The organism is Leisingera sp. S2M4 (assembly GCF_055398055.1).
Genome location: NZ_AP040861.1, coordinates 1893372 through 1919541, shown reverse-complemented (window position 1 = coordinate 1919541; position 26170 = coordinate 1893372). Strand labels below are relative to the sequence as shown.

Sequence of the window (26170 nt, the reverse complement as noted above, 5' to 3'; positions counted from 1 at the left end):
GCTGCCCCTTCATCTTTCTGAAAATACTCAATGTCACCCGGCCAGCGCCGCGGCGATCCGGTCGGCGAGACGCGCGGCGACCTCGTCCTTGCCCATCCGCGGCCAGCTTTCCGCGCCATCTTCCGAGATCAGCGTCACCGCGTTTTCGCTGCCCCCCATGATGCCGGTCGCGGGCGAGACGTCATTGGCGACGATCCAGTCGCAACCCTTGCGCTTGCGCTTGGCGGTGGCGTTGTCGACCACGTCGTTGGTCTCGGCGGCAAAGCCCACCACCAGCGCCGGGCGTCCCGACGTCATCTGGGCAACACCCTTCAGGATGTCGGGATTTTCGGCGAACTCCAGCACCGGCAAACCGTCCTTGGATTTCTTCAGCTTGCGGTCCGAGGCGCTGGCCACCCGCCAATCCGCCACCGCTGCGGCAAAGACACCGGCATCGGCGGGCAAGGCGGCCTCTACCGCGGCGGCCATGTCACGCGCGCTCTGGACCGGCACCACCTGCACGCCCTCGGGCGGTGGCACCTCGGCGGGGCCGGTGATGAACACCACCTCGGCACCGCGGTCGCGCAAGGCCCGCGCCAGTGCCGTGCCCTGCGCCCCGGAGGAGCGGTTGGCAATATAGCGCACCGGGTCGATCGGCTCATGCGTGGGGCCGGAGGTCACCACGATTCGTTTGCCCCGCAGCGGTCCGTCGGACAGTTTAGCTGTGATGGCGGCCACGATCTCGTCCGGTTCGGCCATGCGGCCGGGGCCGAATTCACCGCAGGCCATGCTGCCGTCATTGGGACCGACAAAGCCCGCGCCATCCGCCTTCAGCTGGGCGATGTTGCGCTGGGTGGCGGGGTGTTCCCACATGCGCACGTTCATGGCGGGCGCCAGCAGCACCGGCGTGTCGGTGGCCAGCAGCAGCGTCGAGGCCAGATCATTGGCGAGGCCTTGCGCCATCTTGGCCATCAGATCCGCCGTCGCGGGGGCCACCACCAGCAGGTCGGCGCTGCGTGACAGCTGGATATGGCCCATCTCGGCTTCGGAGGTCAGATCGAACAATTCCTGATGCACCGGTGTCCCTGCCAGGGCCGAAACCGACAGCGGCGTGACGAACTCGGCGCCCGCTTTCGTCAGGACGGGGGTCACGCGGGCGCCCTGATCTTGCAGGCGCCGGATCAGCTCCAGCGATTTGTAAGCCGCGATTCCGCCACCGATAATCAGAAGAATATGTTTGCTAGCCAGCATTTGCGGGTCCTCTGCCACCTTCAGGGCGACTGTACTGCGCAGCGCCAGAAGTGTGAAACGCTTTTCCCGCAAGCGGGGCCGCGTGACGCGGGCGGACCGAATTGCCGACGTTCGCCCGCAACGAAGGAGGCCAAGGCAGCCATCAGCGCGCGTGTATCACTTGCGCCCCGGGTCCAACGGCAAAGCGCCACCGAATGGCGGCGCTTCACCAGACGCTATGGCCCGTCGGGCTGGTCAGGACAGGAGCCTGTGAACCTCGCGCGACTTGTTTTCAAGGCATTTGCGCATCTTCTGGAACGCCCCGGCCTCAAGCTGGCGCACGCGCTCCTTGGACAGGCCCAGTTCCGTGCCCAGGCTTTCCAGCGTGCGCGGCCGTTCGCGCAGTTTGCGCTCGGTGATGATGAACCGCTCGCGGTCGTTCAAAGCCTGCAAGGCACCGACCAGCCATTTGCGCAGCTGGCGGCGGTCGTGACGCTGCTGAACCAGTTCTTCTGCCTGGGTGGTGTCATCCTCAAGCGCGTCGATCCATTCGCGCCCCTCATCCTCCGTCGACTGTACCGCGTTGAGGGAGAAATCGGCCCCCGAAAGACGCCCATCCATCATCTGCACATCGCGCAGCGGCACGCCGATCTCGGTGGCAATCTTCTGGTGCAGCTGGTGCTGATCCAACCGCGCCCCCTGCGCCCGGGCCTCGCGCTCCAGCTGCGCCTGAACCCGGCGCATGTTGAAGAACAGCGACTTTTGCGAAGAGGTCGAGCCGGTGCGTACCATGGACCAGTTGCGCATCACGTAATCCTGAATCGATGCCTTGATCCACCACACCGCATAGGTCGAGAACCGCACACCGCGATCCGGGTCGAACTTGTCGGCCGCCTTCATCAAACCCAGCCCGGCTTCCTGGATCAGGTCATTCATCGGCGCCCCATAGCGTTTGAATTTTGCTGCCATGGAGATTGCCAACCGCATATAGGCGTTGATCAGGCGGTGCAGCGATTGCACGTCCCGTTCATCCCGCCAGGCATAGGCCAGGCGCAGCTCGGTCTCTGCATCCAGCAGCTCTGCCCGCATGGCCTGTTTCGGCAATGGGTTTTCATGTGTGTGATCTAGTGCCATAAGATTTCCCCCCGGAAACTAATTAACAAACTGCCGTCTGGGGACTTAACTTGGAACAATTGGGGGCCCGGATCGCCCTTGGGCCAACAGCAACAGCGCATCGGGTGCAGCTTTCGCCACATCCACAGGCCAAACGGGAAACGTAAAAAAGTAATTTGGCCCCTGCGCAGCCTCCCCGGTTTGGAAACATTGGAACCCCGGGCGCTGCGGTCTCTTGTCTTTACCGGGCCCTGCAGTTACCCACAGGAACGGCTTCGTACATACAGGTTAGCAAAAAATGCCTGCAAATGTAACTTTAATTCTTGGGGGCGCGGCCTCAGGAAAGTCGGCATTTGCCGAAGGCCTGTGCGTAAACAGCACAAAAGACAGAGTTTACTGGGCAACTGCACAAATTTTTGACGCCGAAATGCGCGAAAAAGTGTCCCGCCATCTCGCACAAAGAGGGGCTGGCTGGACCACTGTAGAGGAGCCGGAAACAGCCGGGCGAGTCTTGCCGGGGCTGACATGCGGGCAAATCTGCCTGATGGACTGCGCCACCATGTGGCTGACCAACCATTTGCTGGCCGAACACGACCTTGCCGCCGCCGAGTCGGAACTGATGTCCGCCATCGACGCCTGCGCGGCAGATCTGGTGATCGTGTCCAACGAGACCGGACTGGGCATCGTGCCCGAAAACGCGCTGGCCCGGAGGTTCCGGGAGGCTCAGGGGCGGCTGAACATCGCTCTGGCCGCGCGCGCCGACCGGGTGGTGCAAGTCACCGCCGGGCTGCCCCTGGTGCTGAAAGGCAGCCTGTGACCACCCGCCTGTTCCTGGTTCGGCACGGGCCGACTCACGCCAAATGTATGGTCGGCTGGTCAGACCTGCCCGCGGATCTCTCCGATTCGGCCGCGCTGGCCCGCCTGTCGGCGCATCTGCCCGCCGACGCGCTGGTGGTGTCTTCGGACCTGTCGCGGGCGGTCGCCACCGCGGATGCCATTCAAGGCAACCGACAGCGGTTGCCGCATCTGCCGGGGCTGCGCGAAATCCACTTTGGCGCCTGGGAGCTGCGCAGCTGGGCCGAGGTCGACGCCGAAGACCCGGACCGAATCCGCGCCTATTGGGATACGCCGGGGGACAGCACGCCGCCGGGGGGCGAAAGCTGGAACCAGCTCTGTGCCCGCGTGAATGCGGCGATCGACCGGCTGGTGGCCGCGCATGAGGGCAGCGACCTGATCGTGGTGGGTCATTTCGGACAGATTCTCAGCCAGATCCAGCGCGCTGCACGCCTCACCGCGCTGGAGGCCTTTGGGCACAAGATCGACAACCTTTCCGTCAGTCAGGTGTCTGTCGGCCCGGACGGCTGGATCGCCGACACGATCAATCACATTCCGTGATCATTTCCATCACAAACATTCCATTTGAGAATGTATTTTCCGCGGCTACCCTCGCCTTATGACATATGAACTCTATATTGGCGACCGCATGTATTCCAGCTGGTCATTGCGCGGCTGGCTCATGCTCGAGAAATTCAATCTGCCCCACACCGTCCACATGGTCGGGCTGTACTCCGGGCGCATGGCGGCGGATTTGGCGCATCTCGCCCCGGCGCGCCTGGTGCCGGTGTTGCGACTGCCGGACGGCACCGTGGTCGGCGAAAGCCTGGCTATCGCGGAAACCCTGGCCGAACGCCACCCTGAGGCCGGGCTGTGGCCGACCGATCCGGCACATCGCGCCACTGCGCGCTGGCTGGTGACCGAAATGGCCTGCGGTTTTTCCGCATTGCGCGGCGACTGCCCGATGCAGCTGGGCGGCATTTACGAGGGCTTTACCCCATCCGAGGCGGTCAGGACCGACCTCGCGCGAATCGAAACGCTGTTCGCCCACGCCCGCCTCATGTCCGGCGCCTCAACGGGTCACTTGTTCGGGGCCTACTCTCTGGCTGATACGTTCTACACGCCGGTCGCTGCCCGCATCATCGGCTATGACTTGCCCGTCAGCGCCGAAACCCGCGCCTATTGCAAGCTGCTGCTCTCCGACCCAACGGTTCAGAGCTGGCAACAGCAGGCGCAGGAGGTCACCTACGACCCGGAGCCCTACCCGCTGGATTTGCCAAAGCGTGCCTGGTCGCTGGACTGACGGGTACCGGGGCGGGGCGACCAGCGCCAATTTTGCGTGAATTCACAGCGCGACCCGCCCCGCGTTAACCATTCGGAAACCATGATTGCCAAGCCTCTTTCCGACCAGAACGGGACGGGGAGAGATGACCACACGCTGTTACACGGTGGCCTTTCAGGGGGTCGATGCACGCCTGGTCGAGGTGCAATGCGCCGTCGCGCCAGGGCTTCCGGCCTTTTCGGTGGTTGGTCTGCCCGACAAGGCAGTGAGCGAGGCGCGCGAACGGGTCCGCGCCGCCTTTGCCGCGATGTCGATCGCCCTGCCCTCGCGCCGGATCACCGTAAACCTGTCGCCTGCCGATCTGCCCAAGGAAGGCAGCCATTTCGACCTGCCGATCGCCTTGGCGCTTCTCGCCGCGATCGGGATCATCCCTGCTGAAAAGGCCGAGGACACCATCGCCCTGGGCGAGCTGTCACTCGACGGACAGCTGATGCCGGTGGTGGGCGCCCTGCCCGCAGCCGTCACCGCGGCTGAACAGGCACGGATGCTGATATGCCCCAAAGGTTCCGGCGCCGAGGCGGCCTGGGTGGATGCGGCGCAGGTTTTCGGCGTCACCACGCTGGCCGAAGCCGTTCAGCATTTCACCGGCCAGCGCCTGATCGAACCCGCCACGCCGGGCGAGGCCGGCAACGCCCCTGCAACCAAGGATCTGCGCGACGTGAAGGGGCAGGAGCAGGCAAAGCGCGCGCTGGAAATCGCAGCCGCCGGGCGCCATCACCTGCTGATGGTCGGACCACCCGGCTCCGGCAAATCTATGCTGGCGGCGCGCCTGCCCTCTCTGTTGCCGCCGCTGACACCAAGGGAGGCACTGGAAACCTCGATGATCCACTCCTTGGCCGGGCTGATCAAGGACGGTGGCATCAGCCGCGTCCGCCCGTACCGCGAACCGCATCACACCGCCTCGATGGCGGCCATTGTCGGCGGCGGACGACGGGCGCAGCCCGGCGAGATCAGCCTCGCCCATAACGGGGTTCTGTTCCTGGATGAGCTGCCGGAATTCGCACGCCCGGTTCTGGAAACCCTTCGCCAGCCGCTGGAAACTGGCGAAGTCATGGTGGCGCGCGCCAATGCGCATGTGAAATATCCCAGTCGCTTCATGCTGGTGGCCGCGGCCAATCCCTGCAAATGCGGTTACCTGGCCGATGCAAACCGGGCCTGCGCCCGCGCGCCGGGGTGCGGCGCAGACTATCTTGGCCGTATCTCTGGCCCGCTGTTGGACCGGTTTGACCTGCATCTGGATGTGCCGCCCGTCGACATTGCGGATCTGGATCTGCCGCCCTGTGCCGAAGGCTCGGCCGAGGTCGCACAGCGGGTGGCTTGCGCCCGCGAGCTGCAGCAGGCTCGCTATGCAAACCATTCCGGCATAGAGCAGAATGCCGACGCTGAGGGGCAGCTGCTGGAAGACGCCGCGGCCCCCGGCCCCGACAGCCGCGACCTCTTGAGCCGAGCTGCCGAGCGGTTCGGTCTCAGCGCAAGAGGCTATCACCGGGTGCTGCGCGTGGCCCGCACCATCGCCGATCTGGCCTGCGAAGAGCGCGTGCAACGCCACCATTTCGCCGAGGCGCTGAGCTTCCGCCTGCCCGCAGCCCGGTGACTACGTGCTACCGTCCAGCGCCGCACGGGCAAATACCGCGGCTTCATCGAGCGCCGCCTGCCCCTCCGGCAGGTGCCCTGCCATGAATTGCCAGACATGCGGCAGCCCGTGCCACAGGCGGAGCTGCACCGCGCTGCCGGCGGCCTGCAGCCGGGCCGCCATGCGCTCGGCGTCTGAGCGCAGCACCTCGCCGTCGGACACCTGGATCAGCACCGGCGGCGGGCCGGGGAAATCGGCAAACAGGGGCGAGGCTCGCGGATCGGCCGGGTCGGCCCCGGCCAGATATTGCTCCACAACCTCCGGCATCCGCCCCGTCGGGATGATGACATCGCAGGCCCGGTTGTCGCGCAGGCTGGCCCCCGACAGTGTCAGGTCGCACCAAGGCGAAAAGGCGATCAGCCCGGCCGGGCGCTCTCCCTCTGCCAGAAGGCCCGCCAGCAGTGCCAGCGCCAGCCCGCCGCCCGCACTGTCCCCGGCCAGCAGGATCCGGCCCGGCGCATAGCCGCGCCGTCGCAGGTGCTGCCAGGCCAGCAGGGCGTCTTCATATGCGGCGGGGAACGCGGCCTGTTGCAGCAGCCGGTAGTCCGGCACTGCAATCTCGAGACCGGCGGCCTGGGACAGCCGCGACAGCATGCCCTGATAGGCCCGCGCGCTGCCCGCCAGATAGGCGCCGCCGTGCAAAAACAGGATGATCTGCCCCACGCGCGGGCTGCCGCAGCTGACCAGCGTCATCGGCACCGGCGCGCGCAGCGGCAGCAGGCGGGTGAAGGGCAGCGCCGGGTAGAGACGCGGCGCGGCAAATTCGAACACGCGCCGCGCCAGTTCAGGGCTGCTGGCGCGCCGCAGCACCGGTTTCATGCCATGACGCATCCACGCGTTGATGGCCCGGCGCTGCCAGCTCATCAGCTGATCTTGGCTTCGATCGCCTGCCAGACCTTCTCGGCGATGTTGACGCCGTCGAACCGCTCCAGCTCCTGAATGCCGGTGGGCGAGGTCACGTTGATCTCGGTCAGGTAGTGGCCGATCACGTCGATGCCGACGAAGACCTGACCCTTTTCCCGCAGCAGGGGGCCGATGGCGGCGCAGATCTCCAGATCCCGCTCGCTCAGCCCGATCTTTTCGGGGCGGCCGCCGACATGCATGTTGGAGCGTGTCTCGCCCGCTGCCGGCACCCGGTTGATCGCGCCGACCGCCTCGCCGTCGACCAGGATCACCCGCTTGTCGCCATTGCTGACGTCGGGCAGGAATTTCTGCACGATCAGCGGCTCGCGGCTGAAGCCGGTGAACAGCTCGTGCAGCGAGGTCAGATTGCGGTCGTTGGCATCGAGTCGGAACACGCCCGCGCCGCCGTTGCCATAGAGCGGCTTCAGGATCACGTCGCCGTGCTTTTCCTTGAACGCCTTGATGGTTTGCAGATCGCGGGCGATGGTGGTCGGCGGTGTCAGGTCGGGGAAGTTCAGCACCAGCAGTTTTTCCGGGTAGTTGCGCACCCAGAAGGGATCATTCACCACCAGCGCCTTGCCCTTCAGCATGTCCAGAAGGTGGGTCGAGGTGATGTAGTGCATGTCGAACGGCGGGTCCTGCCGCAGCCAGACCACGTCGAACTCCGCCAGATCCACCTCGCGTTCTTCGCCCAGCACCGCGGGGGCGCCCGCCACCCGCTGCACCGTCATGTCATGGCCGCGGGCGGTGATGCGGCCTTCCTGATAGGCCAGCTGGTCTGGGGCGTAGTAAAACAGCTCATGACCGCGCGCCTGGGCTTCCTCGGCCAGGCGGAAGCTGCTGTCGGCGTTGATGTCCACGCCCATGACCGGGTCCATCTGAAAGGCGATTTTCATTGGCAGTATCCCTTGTAAACTGGTCAGATACATGGCCCAGCGGGGCCGCATGTTCAATGGGGCAGCGATGCGTCACCCCATACCAAAGGCGTTTTCGATCACCTCGACCGCGCCGTCGCCGTTCACAAGCGCGGCATCAAACCGGACCGGCGTCAGCTGGCCCTGCGGCTGGGTGTCCAGATATTGCCCGGCGCTGGAATAAATGCGTTCGATCTGCCGCGGCGTGATCCGCAGGGCGGCGGCGGCGCTGGTTCTGCTGTGCTTCACCTCGACGAAAACCAGCCCGTCCGGCCCCTTGAGGATCAGGTCAATTTCGCCGCCCGCCCCGCGCCAGCGGCGCTCTGCCACGGTGTAGCCGAGGTTTGCATAATGGCGCGCCACGATGTCCTCTGCCGCCTCGCCCGCATGGTAGGCGCGAGCGCCGCGCTGCTGGCGGGCGCGCGTCACCGCTCAGCCCTCCTTGGCCTGCTGCAGCGCCAGCTGGTAGACCTTGCGCCGCGGTAGCCCGTGCAGTTCCGCCACGATGGCGGCGGCGTCCTTGACCGAATTGTCCTGCAGCGCGGCCTGCAGATCGCTTTGCAGATCGCGCTCGCTGACCTCGGCCGCCTGGGCGCGGTCGACCAGCAGCACGATCTCACCCTTCACCGGCTGCTCGGCGAGGTTCGCCGCCAGATCCGCCAGCGGTGCGCGAAGGACTTCCTCGAATTTCTTGGTCAGCTCGCGGCACAGTGCCGCCGGGCGGTTGCCCAGCACGGCGGCCATATCCGCCAGCGAGGCGGCCACCCGCTTCGGCGATTCATAAAAGATCAGCGTGCCGGGGATCTCGCGCAGCTCCTCCAGCCGCCGCTTGCGCGCGGCCGAGGCATTCGGCAGGAAACCGGCAAAGAAGAACGCATCCGTCGGCAGCCCCGCCAGCGTCAGCGCGGTGGCGGCGGCGACGGGTCCCGGCGCGCAGGTGACCATGTGGCCGGCTTCGGCGGCGGCGCGGCTCAGCTCGAATCCGGGATCGGCGATCAGCGGCATCCCCGCCTCCGAGGCGTAGGCCACGGATTTGCCCGCGGCGACCTCTTCCAGCAGCTTGGCCTGCGCACCGCCGCCACTGTGGTCGTGATAGGCGATGATCCGCCGCCCCGCCAGCGGCACGCCATGGATCTCCATCAGCTTGCGCAAAGAGCGCGTATCCTCTGCCGCAAGCACGTCTGCCGAGGCCAGCACGTCCAGCGCCCGCAAAGTGATGTCGCGCGCGGTGCCGATCGGCGTGGCAACAAAGTACAGCCCGGGAGCCAATTTGACATTCAGATGATTCAACGCTGGACCCGCCTTTTTGGTCGTTTATGATCCGTCCTTAAATTCACACGGTGCTCTGGCGCCGGGAGAACGGAGTTTCAAGCCATTATGTTTGCTGTTTTCAAACGGGCCCGCAAGGCAACACTTGCTGCCGCCGCAGCCCTGTCCGCCCTGACCCTGGCCGCCTGCGACCCTGCAACCATCGGCAGCGGCCCGACCATCAACACCTCCAAGCCGGTTCCGGTCGCGCTGCTGGTGCCGCGCGGATCTGCCCAGCAGGGTGACAGCGTGCTGGCAAAGAGCCTGGAAAACGCGGCGCGCCTTGCCATTGCAGACCTCGACGGCGTGCAGATCGACCTGCGTGTCTATGATACCGCGGGCACTCCCGAGGTGGCCTCGAGCGCGGCGCAGCAAGCCCTGAATGACGGGGCCCGGATCATCCTTGGCCCCGTTTATGCAGAAGCGGCCAATGCCGCCGGGATCGCGGCGCGGCAGCGCGGCGTGAACGTACTGGCCTTCTCCAACAACACGGCGATCGCTGGCGGCAATGTCTTCATTCTGGGACCGACCTTTGACAACACCGCGCGGCGTCTGACGAAATTCGCCGCCCGCAATGGCAAGCGCAACATCCTGATCGTCGGCGGCAATGACGCCGCAGGCGTGGCCGGGCGGACCGCCATCCAGCAGGCCGCGGCAGAAAGCGGTGCCACGATCACCGGTAGCGTCGGGTATGAGCTGTCTCAGCAGGGGGTGATCAACGCCATCCCGACCATCCGCAGCGAGGCCGCCAAGGCGGACGCGGTGTTCCTGACCTCCACCACTGCCGGAGCCCTGCCGCTCCTGGCGCAGCTGATGCCGGAAGCGGGCGTCGACCCGGCCGAGAAGCAGTATATCGGTCTGACCCGTTGGGACATCCCGTCGCAAACCCTGTCGCTGCCGGGCGTTCAGGGTGGCTGGTTTGCCCTGCCCGACCAAAGCAAGGTCCAGCAGTTCAGCGCCCGCTATCAGGCGACCTACGGCAATGCTCCGCACACCATCGGCAGCCTTGCCTATGACGGCATCGCCGCCATCGGGGCGCTGGTGGCCGCAGGCAAATCCGACGCGTTGACCACAGCGGCGCTGACCCAGGGCGCCGGCTTCCAGGGCGCTGGCGGCATCTTCCGGCTGCGCCCGGACGGCACCAACGAGCGCGGGTTGGCCGTCGCCACTATCCAGGAACAGAAGGTCGTAGTCATTGACCCAGCCCCAAGCAGCTTCGCCGGTGCCGGATTCTGATCCGGCCCTCGTAACCGCAGGGCAGACCGAAAGCGGCTTCCCCGCCCCGCGGGGGCCGCTGATCTGCGATCCGGCGGATATCTTCGACGCGGTCGCGGTGCGCCAGAAGATTCGCGCCGAGGCCGAAAACGTCCCGCCGACGGAGCTGCGCACCGCCGCCGTGAAGATCCTGCGGGAGGCCAATAAGTCCGGCCGCGCCGCGATTGCGGACGCCTTTGCCGCGGCCCCCTTTTCGGCGCGCGAACTGACCCGCTCTTACACCTTTCTGACCGATGGGCTGGTGACCACTGCCATGTTCGTGGCCAGCACCCTGTTGCACCCGCTGGCCACGCCAACCCGCGGCGAGCGGATCGCGGTCATTGCCGTGGGAGGCTACGGGCGGGGGGAAATGGCACCTGCCTCGGACGTCGACCTGCTGTTCCTGACCCCCTACAAGATCACCGCCTGGGCCGAGAGCGTGATCGAATCCATGCTCTATATCCTGTGGGACCTGCGCCTGAAGGTCGGCCATTCCAGCCGCACCATCAAGGATTGCCTGCGTCTGGGCGGCGAAGACTACACCATCCGCACCGCCATGCTGGAAAACCGCTTTCTGGCCGGCCACGCGCCCCTCGCCGAGGAGCTGGACGCGCGGTTGAAGGCGGAGCTGTTCTCCCGCGACACCCGCGAATTCGTCGAAGCGAAGCTGGCCGAACGCGACGCGCGTCACCTGAAGCAGGGCCAGCGGTACATGGTTGAGCCCAACGTCAAGGAGGGCAAGGGCGGGCTGCGGGATCTGCAGTCCCTGTTCTGGATCGCCAAGTACCTCTACCAGGTGCAGGACGCGGAAGACCTGGTGCCACTGGGCCTGTTCCACCCCGAGGAGATGGAACTGTTCGCCAAGGCCGCCAATTTCCTGTGGGCGGTGCGGGCGCATCTGCATCTGGCCACCGGCCGCGCCAGCGAACAACTGACCTTCGACATGCAGGTCGAAGTCGCGGCGCGCATGGGGTACGAGGACAAAGCCGGACGGCGCGGCGTGGAAATCTTCATGCAGGAGTATTTCCGCCATGCGACCCGTGTCGGGGATCTGACCCGGATCTTCCTGTCCAAGCTGGAGGAAAGCCACCAGAAGAGCGAACCGCTACTGGAGCGGATCTTTCGCCGCCGCCGCCGCGTCAAGCCGGGTTACCGCGTGGTGCGCAACCGCCTGGACGTCGCCAATCCCGAGGAATTCCTGGCCGACAAGGTCAACCTTCTGCGCCTGTTTGAAGAGGCGCTGCGCACCGGCATGCTGATCCATCCAGACGCCATGCGGCTGGTCACCGCGAACCTGCACCTGATCGACGACGAGATGCGCAACGACAAGGAAGCCCGGCGGATCTTCCTTGACCTGCTGCTGAAGCACGGCAACCCGGAACGCGCGCTGCGCCGGATGAACGAGCTGGGCGTGCTGTCCGCGTTCCTGCCCGAATTCGAGCCGATCGTGGCGATGATGCAGTTCAACATGTACCACTCCTACACGGTGGACGAACACACCATTCAGGTGATCGCCAACTTCGCCGCCATTGAGCGCGGCGAACTGGAGGAGGAGCTGCCGCTGTCGTCGGAAGTGCTGCGCAAGGGGCTCAACCGCAAGGTTCTGATGGTGGCGATGCTCTTGCACGATATCGGCAAGGGCCGGGCGCAGGACCATTCCATTCTGGGAGCCCAGATCGCGCGCAAGGTGGCACCGCGGCTGGGGCTGAAGCCCTCGGAGTGCGAAACCGTGGAATGGCTGGTGCGCTATCACCTGCTGATGTCGGACATGGCGCAGAAACGCGACATCGCCGACCCGCGCACGGTGCGCGATTTTGCCAAGGCGGTACAGACGGTGAAGCGGCTGGACCTGCTGCTGTTGCTGACCGTCTGCGATATTCGTGGCGTCGGCCCGGACACCTGGAACAACTGGAAGGCGGCGTTGCTGCGCGCGCTTTACGGCCAGACCCGTGCTGCGCTTGAGGGGGGCATGGAAGCGCTGAATCGCGAGCACCGCGGCGCCGCCGCCAAGAAGGCGCTGCGCAAGGCTCTGCCGGACTGGTCCAAGGCCGACCTCAAGAAAGAAACCGCCCGCCACTACCCACCGTACTGGCACGGTCTGCATGTCACGGCGCATGTGGATTTCGCCGAGATGCTGCGCGAGTTCGTCAGTCGCGGCAGCCCGGACGAGGTGATGATCCGCCTCTACCCGGACGAGGATCGTGATGCGACCCGCGCCACATTCGTGATGGAGGACCATCCCGGCATCTTCGCTCGCATCGCCGGAGCGCTGGCGCTGGTCGGGGCCAACGTCGTGGACGCGCGCTCCTACACCACCAAGGACGGTTATGTCACCGATGCCTTCTGGATCCAGGACGCCGACGGGCACCCCTTCGACCCCTCGCGCCTGCACCGGATGAAACAGATGATCGAAAAGACCCTCAAGGGAGAGGTCATCGCCGGAGAAGCACTGAAGTCGCGCGACAAGATCAAGAAACGCGAGCGGGCCTTCAAGGTGCCGACCCACATCACCTTCGACAACGAAGGCTCCGAGATCTACACCATCATCGAGGTGGACACCCGTGACCGGCCCGGCCTGCTCTATGACCTGGCCCGCGCGCTGGCTTCGGCCAATGTCTACGTTGCCAATGCGGTGATCGCGACCTATGGCGAACAGGTCGTGGATGCTTTCTACGTCAAGGACATGTTTGGCCTGAAGTACCACACGGCATCCAAACAGCGCATGTTGGAGAAGAAGCTGCGCGAAGCGATCTCCGAAGGGGCCAAACGAGCGGACACATGAAACCCATCAAACTGCTTTCGGGCTTCCTGACCGTCGGGTTCTGGACGCTGGCCAGCCGTGTGCTGGGCTTTGCGCGCGAAATCCTCATTGCCGCCTTCATCGGGCCGGGGCCGGTGCTGGATGCCTTCATCGTGGCTTTCCGCCTGCCCAACCTGTTCCGTCGCTTCTTTGCCGAAGGCGCCTTCAACGCGGCCTTTGTCCCCGCTTTCGCCAAACGCTATGAGGCGGGCGAGGACGCCCGCGCTTTCGCCCAGCAGGCCTTCAACCTGCTGGCGGCGGCGGTGCTGACGCTGGTGGGGCTTGGCATGCTGTTCATGCCCGGCCTGGTCTGGCTTACAGCCGGGGGGTTCGTGGGTGATGCACGTTTTGACATGGCAGTGGGCTACGGCCACATCGTCTTTCCCTATATTCTGTTCATGTCGCTTGCGGCGCTGTTCTCCGGCGTGCTGAACGCCACCGGCCGCTTTGCCGCCGCCGCCGCCGCGCCGGTGCTGCTGAACGTCTTTACCTGCGTTGCGATGGCCGTGGCCGCCATCCTGGGCGGCGAGGTGATCACCTGGCTGGTCTGGACCATTCCGGTGGCGGGCGTCGCGCAGCTGGCGCTGGTCTGGGCGGCGGCGGCGCGGGCAGGCATCGTTCTGCGCCCCGGTCTGCCGCGCTGGACCCCGGAGATGCGCCGCCTCACCGCTGTGGCCCTGCCCGCGGCGCTGGCCATGGGCGTCACGCAGATCAACCTCGTAATCGGCCAGTACGTGGCCTCGGATATCGAAAAGGCGGCCAGCTGGCTGTTCATCGCCGACCGGCTGTACCAGCTGCCGCTTGGGGTGGTTGGCATTGCCGTCGGCATCGTGCTGCTGCCCGCCCTGTCGCGCCGCCTGCGCGCGGGCGACAGGGCCGGCTCGCAGGACGCCCTGTCGCGCGCCGCCGAGTTCTCGCTGCTGCTGGCAGTGCCCTCCGCCGTGGCTTTCCTGACCGTGCCGCTGCCGCTGGTATCCGTGCTGTATGAGCGCGGTGCCACCGGACCCGAGGACGTCGCCGCCATCGCGCTAGCGGTTGCCGTCTACGGTGCCGGCCTGCCCGCTTTCATGCTGCAAAAGGTGCTGCAGCCGCTGTATTTCGCCCGCGAGGACACCCGGACCCCGTTCCATTATGCGCTGGTAGCGATGGTGGTAAACGCGGGCCTGGCCTTTGGGCTGAAGCCGGTGCTGGGCTGGATCGCGCCCGCTGTGGCCGCATCCGCCGCGGGCTGGGCAATGGTGGCGCTGCTGGCATTTGGCGCCCACCGCATGGGGCCCGAGGCGCAGTTCGACAGCCGCTTCCGTCGCCGCGCGTGGCGCATCCTGGTGGCGTCTGCCGTGATGGGCGGCGGGCTCTACGCCGCCGCCAGCTGGGGCAGCTGGCTGTTTCAGCTGGACTACTGGCGCTATCTTGCGCTGCTGGGCCTGGTTGTGCTGGGCGGCGTACTCTATTTCACCGTGGGCCAGCTCCTCGGGGCCTTCCGCCTGTCGGAATTCCGCACCGCCCTCAGCCGCCGCAAACAGGCCTAGCACCGCGTCCTGCGCCGCACCGCGGGTCAAGGGCCGCGCCAGCGGCCGCGCTGCAGGCGCGGTTCACCCTTGAGGCGCGGTGTGGCGAACAGACACTGGAGACCGCGCCTTCAGGGCAGGCCTGCCCCTGAGGCGCCTCTCAGCATCTTCCCCTCTGCCGCGCGCCAGCGCGGCCCGGCCCAACGGCTGGAAATGCCCCGCAAGGGGCTTTGACAGCGGGCGGGAGCACCGCCGCGGCGCTCCGGCGGCCTCAGTCGCGGCGCACGCGGTCGCGGATCCGCGCCCAGCCGCCCGGTGCGAGGAAGAACGACAGCCCAAAGCCGGTGGCAAAGCCCGACAGGTCCGCAACCCAGTCCTTCTGACCGCCGAACAGCAAGCCGAACAACAGCTGGATCCCCATCAGGAAAGCGATCAGCGAGAACGCCCGGCTCTGCTGGGCCCCGACCGACGCCAGCGAACGCCACAGCAGGAAGGTGAAGGCCCCGATCAGCCCGTAGACCGCCGGGAAGCCGCCAACCAGCGGGGCGCCGCCCGGGATCAGCACCGCGTAGCCCAGCGCGCCCCCGGCGCCGGAGAGCAGGAATATCACCACCATCGCCAGATCGCCCATGACCTCTCCCACCATCTTGCCCATCGCCAGCACGAAGACGCAGACGAACAGCGCCTGGGTGAAGGCCCCATGCACAAAGCCGTAGGATACGAACCGCAGCAGATGCTCCGGCAGCCAACGGCCGCTGTCCTGCATCCACCAGAAGATCTCGGGCGAGAAGGCATAGGCGTTCAGCGCCTCAAGCCGCCAGCCAATCGCCTCGGGCCCGCCCAGGATGCCGCGCGCGCCGAGCGAGAAGACCGCCTCAACCCCCATGATCACGATCACCAGTGCCACCACGGCGGCGGGCAGCGGGTTGATGGGGGCGGTATTGTTCGGGCTGCTCATCTGCTCTCCTGCGCGTGACGCGCCTGTTGACGTATCTTGGCCCCATGGGTAAGCCACCGGGGCTGCTATTTCCAGACGGGAGTTACGCCCATATGAGCGAAACCACTTTCACCCCGCGCGTGTTCTCGGGGATTCAACCCTCGGGCAACCTTCACCTCGGCAATTACCTGGGGGCGCTGAAACGTTTCGTCGACTGGCAGGCCAATGACGTGGAAACCGTCTATTGCATGGTCGACCTGCACGCGATCACCGTCTGGCAGGACCCCGCGGATCTGCGCCGGTCCACACGCGAACTTTGCGCGGGCTTCATCGCCGCGGGCCTTGATCCGGAAAAATCGATCCTGATCAATCAAAGCCAGGTCCCCGAGCACGCGCAGCTGGCCTGGGTCTTCAACTGCGTCGCCCGCATGGGCTGGATGCAGCGCATGACCCAGTTCAAGGACAAGGCAGGCAAGAACGCCCAGAACGCCTCCCTCGGGCTGTTGGCCTACCCGTCGCTGATGGCGGCCGACATCCTGGTCTACCACGCCACCCATGTGCCGGTGGGCGAGGACCAGAAGCAGCACCTGGAGCTGACCCGCGACATCGCCACCAAGTTCAACCACGACTATGGCGTCGATTTCTTCCCGATTACCGAACCGGTGATCGAAGGCGCCGCGACCCGCGTGATGTCCCTGCGCGACGGCTCCAAGAAGATGTCGAAATCGGATCCCTCCGACGCCAGCCGCATCAACATGACCGATGATGCCGACACCCTGGCCAAGAAGATCCGCAAGGCCAAGACCGACCCCGATGCCCTGCCCTCAGAGGCCAAGGGGCTGGAGGACCGCCCCGAGGCGCGCAACCTGGTCAACATCTATGCCGCGCTGAGCGATCAAAGCGTCGACCAGGTGCTGGCAGAGGTGGGCGGAAAGCAGTTCTCGGAATTCAAGCCGATGCTGGCGGAACTAGCCGTGGAAAAACTGGCGCCGATCTCGACGGAAATGGCCCGCCTGATGAACGAGCAAGACGAAATCGACCGGATCCTGGCACGGGGCGCAGAGCGCGCCCGCGCGATCACCGCACCGATTTTGCGCAAAACTTACGATATCGTCGGCATGGTTGCCCCCGTCGAAATCTAAAAACAGCCTCGACTTTCGGAGCGAAAGATAAATACCCGCGCCTATCAAAGGCGCGGGTATTTTCATTCAGCCACCTGAAACAAGGTGGAAATTTATTCCCCGCGCAAAGCAACAGGCAGAGCGCTGCGTCAAAACCGATCACCACACGAAGGTAATAGCACGCTTTGGTTGATTGAATTTCTATTTTTAACAACCTGGAAACGGTTGCCCCGCATGCTTAACCCAGATCGGCCGTCCAGCGTGGCCGCAGTTTGTACTTTACCTTGTTACCAAATTTCCCATGCGGAGAACGCCAATGTTCCTACGACGGAAGACACCGAGCACGGCCCAGAAGCTGAACGAGGCCAAGGCAGTTCTGGATGCCCTCGATCGCACTCAGGCGGTCATCGAATTCAAACCAGACGGCACTATCCTTCAGGCCAATTCCAATTTCCTCAGCACCATGGGGTACAGTCTGCAGGAAATTGCCGGCAAGCATCATTCCATGTTTGTCGCCAAGAGTTATGCGTCTTCGCCTGAATATGGGCAATTCTGGTCAAGGCTGGCCGAGGGTGAGCATTTTACCGGCATGTTTCAGCGTGTGGCCAAGGATCGCAGCACGGTCTGGATCCAGGCCACCTATGCGCCGGTCCTGGGGCCCGACGGAAGCGTCAGCAAGGTTGTGAAATATGCCACCGATGTCACAGACGCCGCAGAGCGCAAGCAGGTGGTCGAAGACATCACCGATGGGCTGCGCCAATTGAGCGCCGGAAACCTGGGCTGCCAGGTGCCCGTGTCGGAGGTTGACGAGCTTGCCGAGTTGGGCGCGGCCTTCAATTCCGCGCTGCGGCAGCTGAACGAAACCGTCGGCACGGTCAAAGCCGTAGCCGCAACCGTGGCGTCCACGGCGGATGAGCTGAACCAGTCATCGGGCGAATTTTCCCAGCGGACAGAAACCCAGGCCGCAACGCTGGAACAGACGGCCGCCGCGATGGAAGAGCTGACGGCAACGGTCAAGGCCGCCGCCGACGGCGCCAAGGAGGTGGCGACCATCGTGACCCGTGCGCGCAAGACAGCCGAAACCAGCAGCCAGGTGGTTTCCGATGCAATTCGGGCCATGGATCAGATCGAAACCTCCGCCGGCAAGATCTCCACCATTATTTCCGTCATTGACGACATTGCGTTTCAAACCAACCTTCTCGCCCTGAACGCCGGGGTCGAAGCAGCGCGCGCCGGCGAGGCGGGGCGCGGTTTCGCGGTCGTCGCATCGGAAGTCCGTGCGCTGGCCCAGCGCTCATCCGACGCGGCCGGTGAAATCAAGCAGTTGATTACCGAAAGCTCGGCACAGGTCGCGGACGGCGTAAAACTTGTTGGCCGCACCGGCGACGAGCTGAAGGCCATCGTCGAGAGCGTCTCGACCATTTCCGACCACATCGTTGATATCGCCCGCGGCGCCGAGGAACAGTCCGTCACCCTGGAAGAGATCAACAGTGGTATGGGGGAACTGGATGGCGTGACCCAGCATAACGCCGCGATGGTGGAGGAATCCACCGCGGCCAGCCAGCGTCTGGCCAACGATGCCCGCGCATTGGCTGAGCAAGTCGCCAGCTTCCGGACCACGGCAGACGCGGGATCAACGGCGCACGTGCAGATACGCCCCGTTGAAGTTGAAAAGCCCGCTGCCCCACAACCGACGCGCATGACGGGCACCGGCGGCTGGCAGGATTTCTAGGCGCAGGCGAGGAGTAAGGGGAAGGGGTCGCAGCCGCCATCCGGCGCTGCGACCATCGACCTTACAGCCCCTTGATACCCTTGAGGATGAGGTCGGCTGCCAGCTCGGCATACTGGGACCTTGCGGCCGCACCTGCGCCGGAATTCCACATGTAATACCAGTTGAGCATGCCAAAGACCGACATCGTGGTCCCCCGCAGCCGCGCCGCATCCCCGTCAAAGGCATCGGGAGCAACCGCCATGATGGCCTGGCTGACAAATTGCACCAACTCGCGTTGATAGCTGCGCAGATGTTCCTGCTGTTCCTCTGCCAGAGCTCCCATCGCACCGATCTGCACCTGGTGCTCATGGTCGGCGCCCTGGTAGGCCAGCAGGATCTCGTTGATGATGCGACGTAGGCGGTCTTCGGGACCGCAGCCATCCAGATCAATCGTGCAGACCCGGTCCCGCAGATCCCGCAGATAGGTGTCCAGCACCGCGAACAGCACCGCTTCCTTGCTGTCGTAGTAGTGGTAGATGTTGGCCTTGGAAATCCCGCACTCTCGCGCCAGCTGGGTCATCGACGCGCGGTCATAGCCTGAAACCGCAAACACCTTGGCGGCGGATTTCAGGATCTGGGCGCGTTTTTGGTCATGGTCTTTTGCGATCGTGCGGGCCAAGGCTCACCTCTCTTTTGTTCAGGTCGGGTTGCGGTTGTCGATCACGCGCTTGGCCTTGCCCTGGCTGCGCTCGACCGATCCGGGATCGCCGACGATGACCTCGCTGGACACGCCGATCATGTCCTTGATGCGCTTGGTCAGCATCCGCGCCGCCGCTGTGCGGCTCAGCTCGTCAGCAGCATCCGGGGTTGCCTCGACATGCACCCGCATCGCATCCATACGACCCGATTTGTACAGTTCGATCTGGTAATAGGGTGCCAGGCCGCCGGTGGCCAGCAGCTGTTCCTCGACCTGGCTGGGGAAGACATTGACGCCGCGCAGGATGATCATGTCGTCGCTGCGGCCGGTGATCTTTTCCATCCGCCGCATGCTGCGTGCGGTGCCGGGCAGCAGCCGGGTCAGGTCCCGGGTGCGGTAGCGCACCATCGGCAGGCCTTCCTTGGTCAGCGTGGTGAAGACCAGCTCGCCCAGCTCCCCGTCCGGCAGCACCTCACCAGTTTCGGGGTCGATGATCTCGGGCAGGAAGTGATCCTCCCAGATCACCGGGCCGTCCTTGGTCTCGACGCATTCGTTGGCGACACCCGGCCCCATGATTTCGGAGAGGCCATAGATGTCGACCGCATGCATGTCGAACGCCTCCTCGACCTCGCGGCGCATCGCGTCGGTCCAGGGCTCGGCGCCAAAGATGCCGACCTTCAGCGAGCTGTCTTGCGGGTCCAGTCCAGCCTTGTGGAACTGCTCGAGGATATTCAGCATGTAGGACGGGGTCACCATGATCCCGTCGGGCCGGAAATCGGTGATCAGCCCGACCTGTTTTTCGGTCTGCCCGCCCGACATCGGCACCACGGTCGCACCCAGACGCTCGATCCCGTAATGCGCGCCCAGACCGCCGGTGAACAGCCCGTAGCCATAGGCGTTGTGCACCATGTCGCCCTTGCGCAGACCGGCCGCGCGCAGGGAGCGCGCCACCAGGTCGGCCCAGTTCGAGATGTCATTCGCGGTGTAGCCCACCACCGTCGGCTTGCCCGTGGTGCCAGAGGAGGCATGCAGGCGGAGGATCTGCTCGCGCGGGACCGCGAACAGGCCGAACGGGTAGTTGTCCCGCAGGTCGTTCTTGTAGGTGAAGGGGAACTTGGCCAGGTCCGACAGCTGCTGCAGATCGTTTGGGTGCACGCCAGCGTCATCGAAGCGCTGCTTGTACATCGGCACGTTGTCATAGGCGTGGCGCAGCGACCACTGCAGACGCTGCAGCTGAAGTGCACGAATCTCGTCGATCGAGGCAATCTCAATCGGGTCCAGTTCACCTTTCTTGGGGCTCAGATCTTCCATGGCGTCCTCCACACCTTATTCGTCGAACAACTGGCCTTTGATCGCGCGGGAAAAGCCCCGGAACTCCGCGATCTGCTGGCCGTCCTGATTGGTCACTGTCACGTCATAAATGCCGCTGCGCCCGGTCAGCGAAACCTCGCGCGCGGTGGCGATCAGCCGGTCGCCCAGCCGCCCGGGCGCGGTGAAGCTGATCACGTTGTGCTGCGCCACCGTTGCCTGATTGCGGCTGTTGCAGGCAAAGGCAAAGGCGCTGTCGGCCAGCATGAAGGTCACGCCGCCGTGGCAGATGCCGTGGCCGTTGCAATGGTGCTGCGCCACCGTCAGCTCCAGCGTGGCTTCGGCCTCATCCACATGGGTGATCTCCATGCCCGCCCATTTGGAGGCATGGTCATCCGCCCACATGGCGGCGGCGGACTTCTCGGCGCGTTCTTTCGGGGTCATGGTCATCTGCCCTTGAACTCAGGGGCGCGCTTTTCCAGGAAGCTGGCCACGCCCTCGGCGTAATCGGCGCTTTCGCCGCAGGTCTTCATTGCATCCGCTTCCAGTTCCAGCTGATCGGACAACGTGTTGACCGCAGCCGCCTGAATGCACTGCTTGGTCAGACCCAGACCCAGCGTCGGGCCATTTGCGAATTTCTCGGCCATGGCACGGGCCTCGGCCATCAGTTCGCCGTCCGGCAGCGCCTTCCAGATCAGGCCCCAGTCCTCGGCCTTCTTCGCAGGCAACGGCTCGGCCGTCAGCGCCAGCCCCTTGGCGCGGGCCTCGCCCAGCAGCCGGGGCAGATGCCAGCTGCCGCCAGTGTCGGGGATCAGGCCGACCTTGGAGAACGACTGGATGAACTTGGCGCTTTCCGCCGCCAGCACCATGTCGCAGGCCAGTGCCAGATTGGCCCCGGCCCCCGCCGCCACGCCGTTGACGGCGCAGATCACCGGGAAATCCAGCGAGCGGATCAGCCGCACCAGCGGCGCGTAGAAGCTGCGCACGGTCTTGCCGAGGTCCGGCGGCCCGTCCATCTTGCGCGGGTCGCGGTCGCCCAGATCCTGGCCCGCGCAAAAGCCGCGCCCGGCACCGGTCAGCAGCACCGCACGGGCTCCGCCGTCCCGCGCCGCCTCAAGTGCTGCGCGCAACGTGTTGTGCATCTCCTCATTGAAACTGTTCAGCCGGTCCGGACGGTTCAGGGTGATCTCCACCCAGGTGCCGTGATCCTCCACCAGAATCGTATCGCTCATCGCTCCCTCACCTTGTCAGCGGTGCCTTTGACAAATTCCTTGCATAAACCGACCGGACGGTCAATATATCTCAGCATCGGTTTCCAGACAGCCGACCCTGTGTCGGCCTGACGAAAAGGACAGCATCATGAGCCTTCTTGAGATTTCCAGCTTTGCGGCGGGTCAATGGGTCGCACCGGGCGCGGGTGCCCGCAACATCGCCAGCGCCATCACCGGCGAGGTGATCGCCAGCGCAGGCAATGACGCGCTCGACGTGCAAGGAATGCTCGACTACGCCCGCACCGTGGGCGGCCCCGCCTTGCGCAAGCTGACCTTCCACGACCGCGCCCGGATGCTGAAGGCGCTGGCAGGCCACCTGAACCAGCACAAGCAGGCGCTTTACGATCTGTCGTTCAACACCGGCGCCACCCAGTCCGACCACATGATCGACATCGACGGCGGTATCGGCACCATGTTCGTCTTCGCCTCCAAGGGTCGCCGCGAGATGCCGGATGCGCATGTCTATCTTGATGGCGATGTCGAGCAGCTCTCCCGCAACGGCACTTTCCTGGGCCAGCACATCTGCACCCCGCTGCACGGCGTCGCGGTGCATATCAACGCCTTCAACTTCCCGGTCTGGGGCATGCTGGAGAAGCTTGCCCCCACCCTGCTCGCCGGTGTTCCCGCCATCGTGAAACCGGCCACCAACAGCTGCTACGTAACCGAGCTGGCAGTGAAGCTGATGCTCGACAGCGGCATCCTCCCCGAAGGCGCGCTACAGCTGGTCTCCGGCGGCCTGGGCGACATGCTGGACCATCTGACCATGCAGGACGTGGTCAGCTTCACCGGCTCCGCCGACACCGCGCTGAAGCTGCGCGCAAACCCTGTGATCCTGGAGAACTCGGTGCGGTTCGTGGCCGAACAGGACAGCCTCAACGCCTCGATCCTCGGCCCCGACGCCCAGCCCGGTACGCCGGAGTTCGAGCTGTTCGTGAAGGAAGTGCAGCGCGAGATGACCACCAAGGCGGGCCAGAAGTGCACCGCCATCCGCCGCATCATCGCACCGCAAGCCCAGGTGGATGCGGTGATCGAAGCGCTGTCGGCGCGGCTTGCGAAAACCCAAATCGGCGACCCGCGCCTGGAAACGACCCGCATGGGCGCGCTGGTCTCAAACAGCCAGAAACGCGACGTGCTGGAGAAGGCCGCGATCATCGGCCAGGAGGCTGAACGCGTTTTTGGCGACCCGGACAACTTCTCCGTCGACGGTGCCGACGCCGACAAAGGCGCCTTTGTTCCGCCGATGCTGTTCCACTGCGCCGACCCCGACAAGGCGCAGCGCGTGCATGACACAGAGGCCTTCGGACCCGTCTCCACCATCATGGGCTACCGCGATCTGGATCACGCCATCGATCTGGCCAACCGCGGCCAGGGCTCGCTGGTGGCCTCGGTCATCACCCATGATCCGGCCGTCGCGCGCGAGGTCGCCATTGGGGCGGGCGCCTACCATGGGCGACTCTACTTCAACAACCGCGACTCGATGAAGGAATCGACAGGCCACGGCTCTCCGCTGCCGCACATGGTGCATGGCGGCCCGGGCCGCGCCGGCGGTGGCGAGGAGATGGGCGGCGTGCGCGGTGTCAAACACTACATGCAGCGCACCGCGATCCAGGGCTCGCCCGACATCCTGTCGGCCATCGGTGAGAAATGGGTCCCCGGCGGCACCGAGATCAAAGGCCCGGCGCACCCCTTCACCCGCAGGTTCGGCGAGCTGGCGATCGGTGAAACCCTGCACACCGCGCCGCGCACCGTCACGCTGGAGGACATCGAGACCTTCGCCCATTTCACCGGCGACACCTTCTATGCCCACATGGACGAAGAGGCCGCCAAGCGGAACCCCTTCTTCCCGGGCCGGGTCGCGCACGGCTACCTGCTGCTGTCCTTCGCCGCGGGCATGTTCGTGCAGCCGGACGAAGGCCCGGTGCTGGCCAACACCGGACTGGACAACCTGCGTTTCATGAAACCGGTCTCGGCCGGTGACAGCATCCAGGTGCGCCTGAGCGTCAAGAAAAAGACCCCGCGCAACGACGAATACGGCGAAGTGCGCTGGCATGTGACGCTGACCAATCAGGACGGCGACATTGCCGCGGAATATGAGCTGCTGACCATGAACGCCTACTAAGGCCGCAAACCGCCCGGACTGGTATAACCCGTCCGGGCGATCTATGTTGAAACTTATGAGCGACAGCAATGACATCTGGTTCGAAAGCGCGGTCCAGCAGCTGAACGACCCGCAGAATCAGCGGGTCTGGTCGGTGATCGTTTCGCTGTTCGGGGATCTGGCCCAGGACAAGGGCGCGCAGATCAGCGGCAGCGCCCTGACCCGGATCATCACGCCGATGGGAATCAAGCCCGAGGCCATCCGCGTCGCCCTGCACCGCCTGCGCAAGGACGGCTGGATCGAAAGCGCCCGCTCCGGCCGCGCCTCGATCCACTACCTCACCGAATACGGTCGCAACCAATCCGCCGCGGTCACCCCGCGGATCTATGAGCGCACCGCCTCGGCGCCGCAGGACTGGCACCTGCTGATCTGCGAGGACGGCGCCAACCCGGACGGCCTCGACGAGGTGCTGCTGCTGCCGAACTACGTGCCCGTAAACCGCAGCACGGCGTTGGGCCACGGGCCGATGCCCCGCAATCTGGAGGGGGTTCTGGCGGTGGAGGTCAAGTCCATTGCCGTCCCGCAGTGGCTCAAGACGCGTCTCTACCCTGAGCACCTGCGGCAGGCCTGCGCCACGCTGCACGGCGACCTATCCCTTGTGCCGCCCCCCCCGGGCACTCTCAACCCAGAACAGCTGGGCACCCTGCGCACCTTGATCGTGCACCGCTGGCGGCGTGTGGTCCTGCGACACCCTGACCTGCCCCCATACTTTCATCCATCCGACTGGGTCGGCGAGCATTGCCGCGCCCTGGTGTTCGAGCTGCTGGACCAGCTGCCGCGCCCGCCGCTGGCGGCCCTGGACGTCGCTGAGGGCTGATCCGCAGCCGCCCTGACGGGGCACACCACCTGCGCCTGACGTGGTATTTTCCCGCTCCTGCCGATGAATGCAAAAAACTCTACCGAGTTTTGGATTTTTCGGATTTTTCCGCTTGACCCGCCCCCCGCCATTCCGTAAATCGCCACCACACAGCGAGCGGCGGAGTAGCTCAGTTGGTTAGAGCAGCGGAATCATAATCCGCGTGTCGGGGGTTCAAGTCCCTCCTCCGCTACCACCCCTCCCAACAATATCTTTGGCGAATGTCTTCCGATGGGGTGGTCACCATTCTGCGGAAGCCCTTTCGAGGTGGTGCAGTGTCGCAAGATTGATCGACCGCTGAACACCGCCCAACTCCATAAGCGGATTTTCTCATCAGAAGAAAGACCACAGAAACCTCTCGCAGCGAGCGACGGGTTTCTGGAGAGCCCCCTAGGCAACCCTAGGTTCTTTTCCATTACACAGGTATAGACCGATCTCCCTTTAACATATCTGCAAGGAGGTCATCATCAGCCAGCTAGCGACACTGATCCTGAATCATCTTGAGTTCATCCGCTGGGATTGGGTCACGATCACTTACGTCGGTCTCCCGATCGTAGCAGCCCCCCCCTCAAAGGATTTGTCAGGGGCTAACCAAGCTCGCTGGCCACAAACTTTGTGACTAGGTGAACGGTCCCGAACACGCGTGCTAAACTGCTGCCAGCCAATTCATGTTCGATGAGCGAACCCCCGCACTTGTTGACATCGGCCTTGACGAAGGCATCGAGGTGTTTGCCACCGCAGGTGTCGATGACATAACTGAAAGAGCGCTCCGCTTCGCGATGGGATTCCTCTAGCCCTACACCCCTTTCAGGCGCTGGCAGACGCCAACAGATTCGGACATAAGTACAGATGAAGAGGAGATCTCGGGAGCTTCTTTGCTGGACACAGCGCGCCACTCTATTCGCATTCTCAGCATATGCCTTCCCGGCAGCTCCACATCCCTTGAGCGGGTGTGACACCAACATTTCCCCAACCGATCAGCGGCTCATTTGGCCCGAGCTTCGGCGATGCGCGCAAACCGCGTTCTCAATGAGTAGGCGATCCGAAGTGAGGTGCAGCGCCCCTTCAGGTCTTTGGGGATGCGGCAGCTGAAATAGAAACCGCCATCCTTCACGAAGGTGAACGCAGCCGACATGGTCTACGGCTCCTTGCAGGTGCAAAAAGCTGGAGAAAAGCAAATGTGTTAGCTGAATAAATGGTGCCCGGGGGCGGAATCGAACCACCGACACGAGGATTTTCAATCCACTGCTCTACCCCTGAGCTACCCGGGCACGGGAAGGCTGTTCACCTTGG

General features: G+C 64.7%; 23 protein-coding genes and 2 tRNA genes. 12 read left to right on the top strand and 13 right to left on the bottom strand.

What is annotated here, in order from left to right:
- Positions 1-33: 33 nt before the first annotated feature.
- A complete protein-coding gene (coaBC, locus tag ACZ52D_RS09365) occupies positions 34-1230 on the bottom strand; it encodes a bifunctional phosphopantothenoylcysteine decarboxylase/phosphopantothenate--cysteine ligase CoaBC (RefSeq protein WP_464441141.1) in 1197 nt (398 codons plus the stop codon).
- A gap of 234 nt (positions 1231-1464) precedes the next feature.
- On the bottom strand, positions 1465-2343 hold the full coding sequence (locus tag ACZ52D_RS09360; RefSeq protein WP_222456422.1) for an RNA polymerase factor sigma-32: 879 nt from the start codon (positions 2341-2343) through the stop codon (positions 1465-1467).
- A gap of 277 nt (positions 2344-2620) precedes the next feature.
- Here ACZ52D_RS09360 and cobU point away from each other — a divergent pair, with 277 nt between their 5' ends.
- From cobU to ACZ52D_RS09340, 4 genes are all read left to right on the top strand, one after another.
- On the top strand, positions 2621-3139 hold the full coding sequence (cobU, locus tag ACZ52D_RS09355) for a bifunctional adenosylcobinamide kinase/adenosylcobinamide-phosphate guanylyltransferase (protein ID WP_369925044.1): 519 nt from the start codon (positions 2621-2623) through the stop codon (positions 3137-3139).
- Positions 3136-3717 (top strand): histidine phosphatase family protein, encoded by a 582-nt coding sequence (locus tag ACZ52D_RS09350; protein WP_464441140.1) that lies wholly within the window; start codon positions 3136-3138, stop codon positions 3715-3717. Before cobU ends, ACZ52D_RS09350 begins: the two co-directional genes overlap by 4 nt.
- Before the next feature lie 58 nt (positions 3718-3775).
- Positions 3776-4459 (top strand): glutathione S-transferase, encoded by a 684-nt coding sequence (locus ACZ52D_RS09345; protein WP_464441139.1) that lies wholly within the window; start codon positions 3776-3778, stop codon positions 4457-4459.
- 124 nt (positions 4460-4583) lie between these two features.
- The gene (locus tag ACZ52D_RS09340; RefSeq protein WP_464441138.1) at positions 4584-6092 is read left to right on the top strand and encodes a YifB family Mg chelatase-like AAA ATPase; all 1509 of its coding nucleotides are present in this window, start codon (positions 4584-4586) and stop codon (positions 6090-6092) included.
- Here the strand turns inward: ACZ52D_RS09340 and ACZ52D_RS09335 are convergent, their stop codons facing one another.
- The 4 genes from ACZ52D_RS09335 to rsmI all read right to left on the bottom strand — a co-directional run bounded on the left by ACZ52D_RS09335 (position 6093) and on the right by rsmI (position 9238).
- Complete coding sequence (locus ACZ52D_RS09335; RefSeq protein WP_464441137.1) at positions 6093-6995, bottom strand: alpha/beta hydrolase fold domain-containing protein; 903 nt, start codon at positions 6993-6995, stop codon at positions 6093-6095.
- On the bottom strand, positions 6995-7930 hold the full coding sequence (gene gshB, locus ACZ52D_RS09330) for a glutathione synthase (RefSeq protein WP_222456416.1): 936 nt from the start codon (positions 7928-7930) through the stop codon (positions 6995-6997). The genes ACZ52D_RS09335 and gshB overlap by 1 nt, the downstream gene beginning before the upstream one ends.
- 72 nt (positions 7931-8002) lie before the next feature.
- A complete protein-coding gene (locus ACZ52D_RS09325) occupies positions 8003-8377 on the bottom strand; it encodes a YraN family protein (protein ID WP_464441136.1) in 375 nt (124 codons plus the stop codon).
- 3 nt (positions 8378-8380) lie between these two features.
- Positions 8381-9238: a 16S rRNA (cytidine(1402)-2'-O)-methyltransferase gene (rsmI, locus tag ACZ52D_RS09320; protein WP_464441135.1), complete on the bottom strand. Its 858-nt coding sequence runs from the start codon at positions 9236-9238 to the stop codon at positions 8381-8383.
- Between the two features lie 87 nt (positions 9239-9325).
- Between rsmI and ACZ52D_RS09315 the strand changes: the two genes are divergently transcribed.
- The 3 genes from ACZ52D_RS09315 to murJ are packed head-to-tail and all read left to right on the top strand — an operon-like array spanning position 9326 to position 14839.
- On the top strand, positions 9326-10492 hold the full coding sequence (locus ACZ52D_RS09315) for a penicillin-binding protein activator (RefSeq protein ID WP_369925037.1): 1167 nt from the start codon (positions 9326-9328) through the stop codon (positions 10490-10492).
- Positions 10452-13292, top strand: coding sequence for a [protein-PII] uridylyltransferase (locus tag ACZ52D_RS09310; RefSeq protein ID WP_417475531.1), 2841 nt, complete (start codon positions 10452-10454; stop codon positions 13290-13292). The genes ACZ52D_RS09315 and ACZ52D_RS09310 overlap by 41 nt, the downstream gene beginning before the upstream one ends.
- Positions 13289-14839, top strand: a complete 1551-nt coding sequence (gene murJ, locus ACZ52D_RS09305) for a murein biosynthesis integral membrane protein MurJ (protein WP_464441134.1) — start codon at positions 13289-13291, stop codon at positions 14837-14839. Before ACZ52D_RS09310 ends, murJ begins: the two co-directional genes overlap by 4 nt.
- Before the next feature lie 250 nt (positions 14840-15089).
- Here the strand turns inward: murJ and ACZ52D_RS09300 are convergent, their stop codons facing one another.
- On the bottom strand, positions 15090-15776 hold the full coding sequence (locus ACZ52D_RS09300; RefSeq protein WP_464441133.1) for a rhomboid family intramembrane serine protease: 687 nt from the start codon (positions 15774-15776) through the stop codon (positions 15090-15092).
- Positions 15777-15868: 92 nt separating this feature from the next.
- On the opposite strand from ACZ52D_RS09300, the gene trpS reads away from it, so the two are divergent.
- Together trpS and ACZ52D_RS09290 are read left to right on the top strand one after the other, a co-directional pair.
- Entirely contained in the window at positions 15869-16897 is a 1029-nt protein-coding gene (gene trpS, locus ACZ52D_RS09295) for a tryptophan--tRNA ligase (protein WP_222456409.1), read from the top strand.
- A gap of 295 nt (positions 16898-17192) precedes the next feature.
- Positions 17193-18608: a methyl-accepting chemotaxis protein gene (locus ACZ52D_RS09290; protein ID WP_464441132.1), complete on the top strand. Its 1416-nt coding sequence runs from the start codon at positions 17193-17195 to the stop codon at positions 18606-18608.
- 61 nt (positions 18609-18669) lie between these two features.
- Here ACZ52D_RS09290 and ACZ52D_RS09285 read toward each other — a convergent pair whose 3' ends face one another.
- The 4 genes from ACZ52D_RS09285 to paaG are packed head-to-tail and all read right to left on the bottom strand — an operon-like array spanning position 18670 to position 21824.
- Entirely contained in the window at positions 18670-19266 is a 597-nt protein-coding gene (locus ACZ52D_RS09285; protein WP_464441131.1) for a TetR/AcrR family transcriptional regulator, read from the bottom strand.
- A gap of 18 nt (positions 19267-19284) precedes the next feature.
- Positions 19285-20595 (bottom strand): phenylacetate--CoA ligase PaaK, encoded by a 1311-nt coding sequence (paaK, locus tag ACZ52D_RS09280; protein WP_464441130.1) that lies wholly within the window; start codon positions 20593-20595, stop codon positions 19285-19287.
- 15 nt (positions 20596-20610) lie between these two features.
- Complete coding sequence (gene paaI / locus ACZ52D_RS09275) at positions 20611-21036, bottom strand: hydroxyphenylacetyl-CoA thioesterase PaaI (protein ID WP_464441129.1); 426 nt, start codon at positions 21034-21036, stop codon at positions 20611-20613.
- Positions 21037-21038: 2 nt separating this feature from the next.
- Positions 21039-21824 (bottom strand): 2-(1,2-epoxy-1,2-dihydrophenyl)acetyl-CoA isomerase PaaG, encoded by a 786-nt coding sequence (gene paaG / locus ACZ52D_RS09270; RefSeq protein ID WP_464441128.1) that lies wholly within the window; start codon positions 21822-21824, stop codon positions 21039-21041.
- Positions 21825-21951: 127 nt separating this feature from the next.
- On the opposite strand from paaG, the gene paaZ reads away from it, so the two are divergent.
- The 3 genes from paaZ (at position 21952) to ACZ52D_RS09255 (ending at position 25073) form a co-directional block, all read left to right on the top strand.
- On the top strand, positions 21952-23982 hold the full coding sequence (gene paaZ / locus ACZ52D_RS09265; protein ID WP_464441127.1) for a phenylacetic acid degradation bifunctional protein PaaZ: 2031 nt from the start codon (positions 21952-21954) through the stop codon (positions 23980-23982).
- 55 nt (positions 23983-24037) lie between these two features.
- Positions 24038-24838 carry a PaaX family transcriptional regulator C-terminal domain-containing protein gene (locus tag ACZ52D_RS09260; RefSeq protein WP_464441126.1) on the top strand — a complete coding sequence of 267 codons (801 nt, stop codon included), beginning with the start codon at positions 24038-24040 and terminating at the stop codon, positions 24836-24838.
- A 158-nt stretch (positions 24839-24996) separates the two neighbouring features.
- Positions 24997-25073: transfer RNA gene (locus tag ACZ52D_RS09255), tRNA-Met, on the top strand.
- A gap of 789 nt (positions 25074-25862) precedes the next feature.
- On the opposite strand, the gene ACZ52D_RS09250 is transcribed toward ACZ52D_RS09255, so the two are convergent.
- Both ACZ52D_RS09250 and ACZ52D_RS09245 read right to left on the bottom strand, forming a co-directional pair.
- Positions 25863-26012: a DUF6538 domain-containing protein gene (locus ACZ52D_RS09250; protein WP_464441125.1), complete on the bottom strand. Its 150-nt coding sequence runs from the start codon at positions 26010-26012 to the stop codon at positions 25863-25865.
- A 61-nt stretch (positions 26013-26073) separates the two neighbouring features.
- Positions 26074-26148 (bottom strand) — tRNA-Phe (locus ACZ52D_RS09245).
- Between the last annotated feature and the right edge of the window lie 22 nt (positions 26149-26170).

Bases quoted from the DNA above. Each gene is read 5' to 3' on its own strand.
- murJ (WP_464441134.1), top strand. From the start codon at position 13,289: ATGAAACCCATCAAACTGCTTTCGGGCTTCCTGACCGTCGGGTTCTGG.
- ACZ52D_RS09300 (WP_464441133.1), bottom strand. From the start codon at position 15,776: ATGAGCAGCCCGAACAATACCGCCCCCATCAACCCGCTGCCCGCCGCC.
- ACZ52D_RS09340 (WP_464441138.1), top strand. From the start codon at position 4,584: ATGACCACACGCTGTTACACGGTGGCCTTTCAGGGGGTCGATGCACGC.
- ACZ52D_RS09260 (WP_464441126.1), top strand. From the start codon at position 24,038: ATGAGCGACAGCAATGACATCTGGTTCGAAAGCGCGGTCCAGCAGCTG.
- paaZ (WP_464441127.1), top strand. From the start codon at position 21,952: ATGAGCCTTCTTGAGATTTCCAGCTTTGCGGCGGGTCAATGGGTCGCA.
- paaG (WP_464441128.1), bottom strand. From the start codon at position 21,824: ATGAGCGATACGATTCTGGTGGAGGATCACGGCACCTGGGTGGAGATC.
- coaBC (WP_464441141.1), bottom strand. From the start codon at position 1,230: ATGCTGGCTAGCAAACATATTCTTCTGATTATCGGTGGCGGAATCGCG.
- gshB (WP_222456416.1), bottom strand. From the start codon at position 7,930: ATGAAAATCGCCTTTCAGATGGACCCGGTCATGGGCGTGGACATCAAC.
- trpS (WP_222456409.1), top strand. From the start codon at position 15,869: ATGAGCGAAACCACTTTCACCCCGCGCGTGTTCTCGGGGATTCAACCC.
- ACZ52D_RS09250 (WP_464441125.1), bottom strand. From the start codon at position 26,012: ATGTCGGCTGCGTTCACCTTCGTGAAGGATGGCGGTTTCTATTTCAGC.
- cobU (WP_369925044.1), top strand. From the start codon at position 2,621: ATGCCTGCAAATGTAACTTTAATTCTTGGGGGCGCGGCCTCAGGAAAG.
- ACZ52D_RS09345 (WP_464441139.1), top strand. From the start codon at position 3,776: ATGACATATGAACTCTATATTGGCGACCGCATGTATTCCAGCTGGTCA.
- ACZ52D_RS09335 (WP_464441137.1), bottom strand. From the start codon at position 6,995: ATGAGCTGGCAGCGCCGGGCCATCAACGCGTGGATGCGTCATGGCATG.
- ACZ52D_RS09290 (WP_464441132.1), top strand. From the start codon at position 17,193: ATGTTCCTACGACGGAAGACACCGAGCACGGCCCAGAAGCTGAACGAG.
- ACZ52D_RS09360 (WP_222456422.1), bottom strand. From the start codon at position 2,343: ATGGCACTAGATCACACACATGAAAACCCATTGCCGAAACAGGCCATG.
- paaK (WP_464441130.1), bottom strand. From the start codon at position 20,595: ATGGAAGATCTGAGCCCCAAGAAAGGTGAACTGGACCCGATTGAGATT.
- paaI (WP_464441129.1), bottom strand. From the start codon at position 21,036: ATGACCCCGAAAGAACGCGCCGAGAAGTCCGCCGCCGCCATGTGGGCG.
- ACZ52D_RS09315 (WP_369925037.1), top strand. From the start codon at position 9,326: ATGTTTGCTGTTTTCAAACGGGCCCGCAAGGCAACACTTGCTGCCGCC.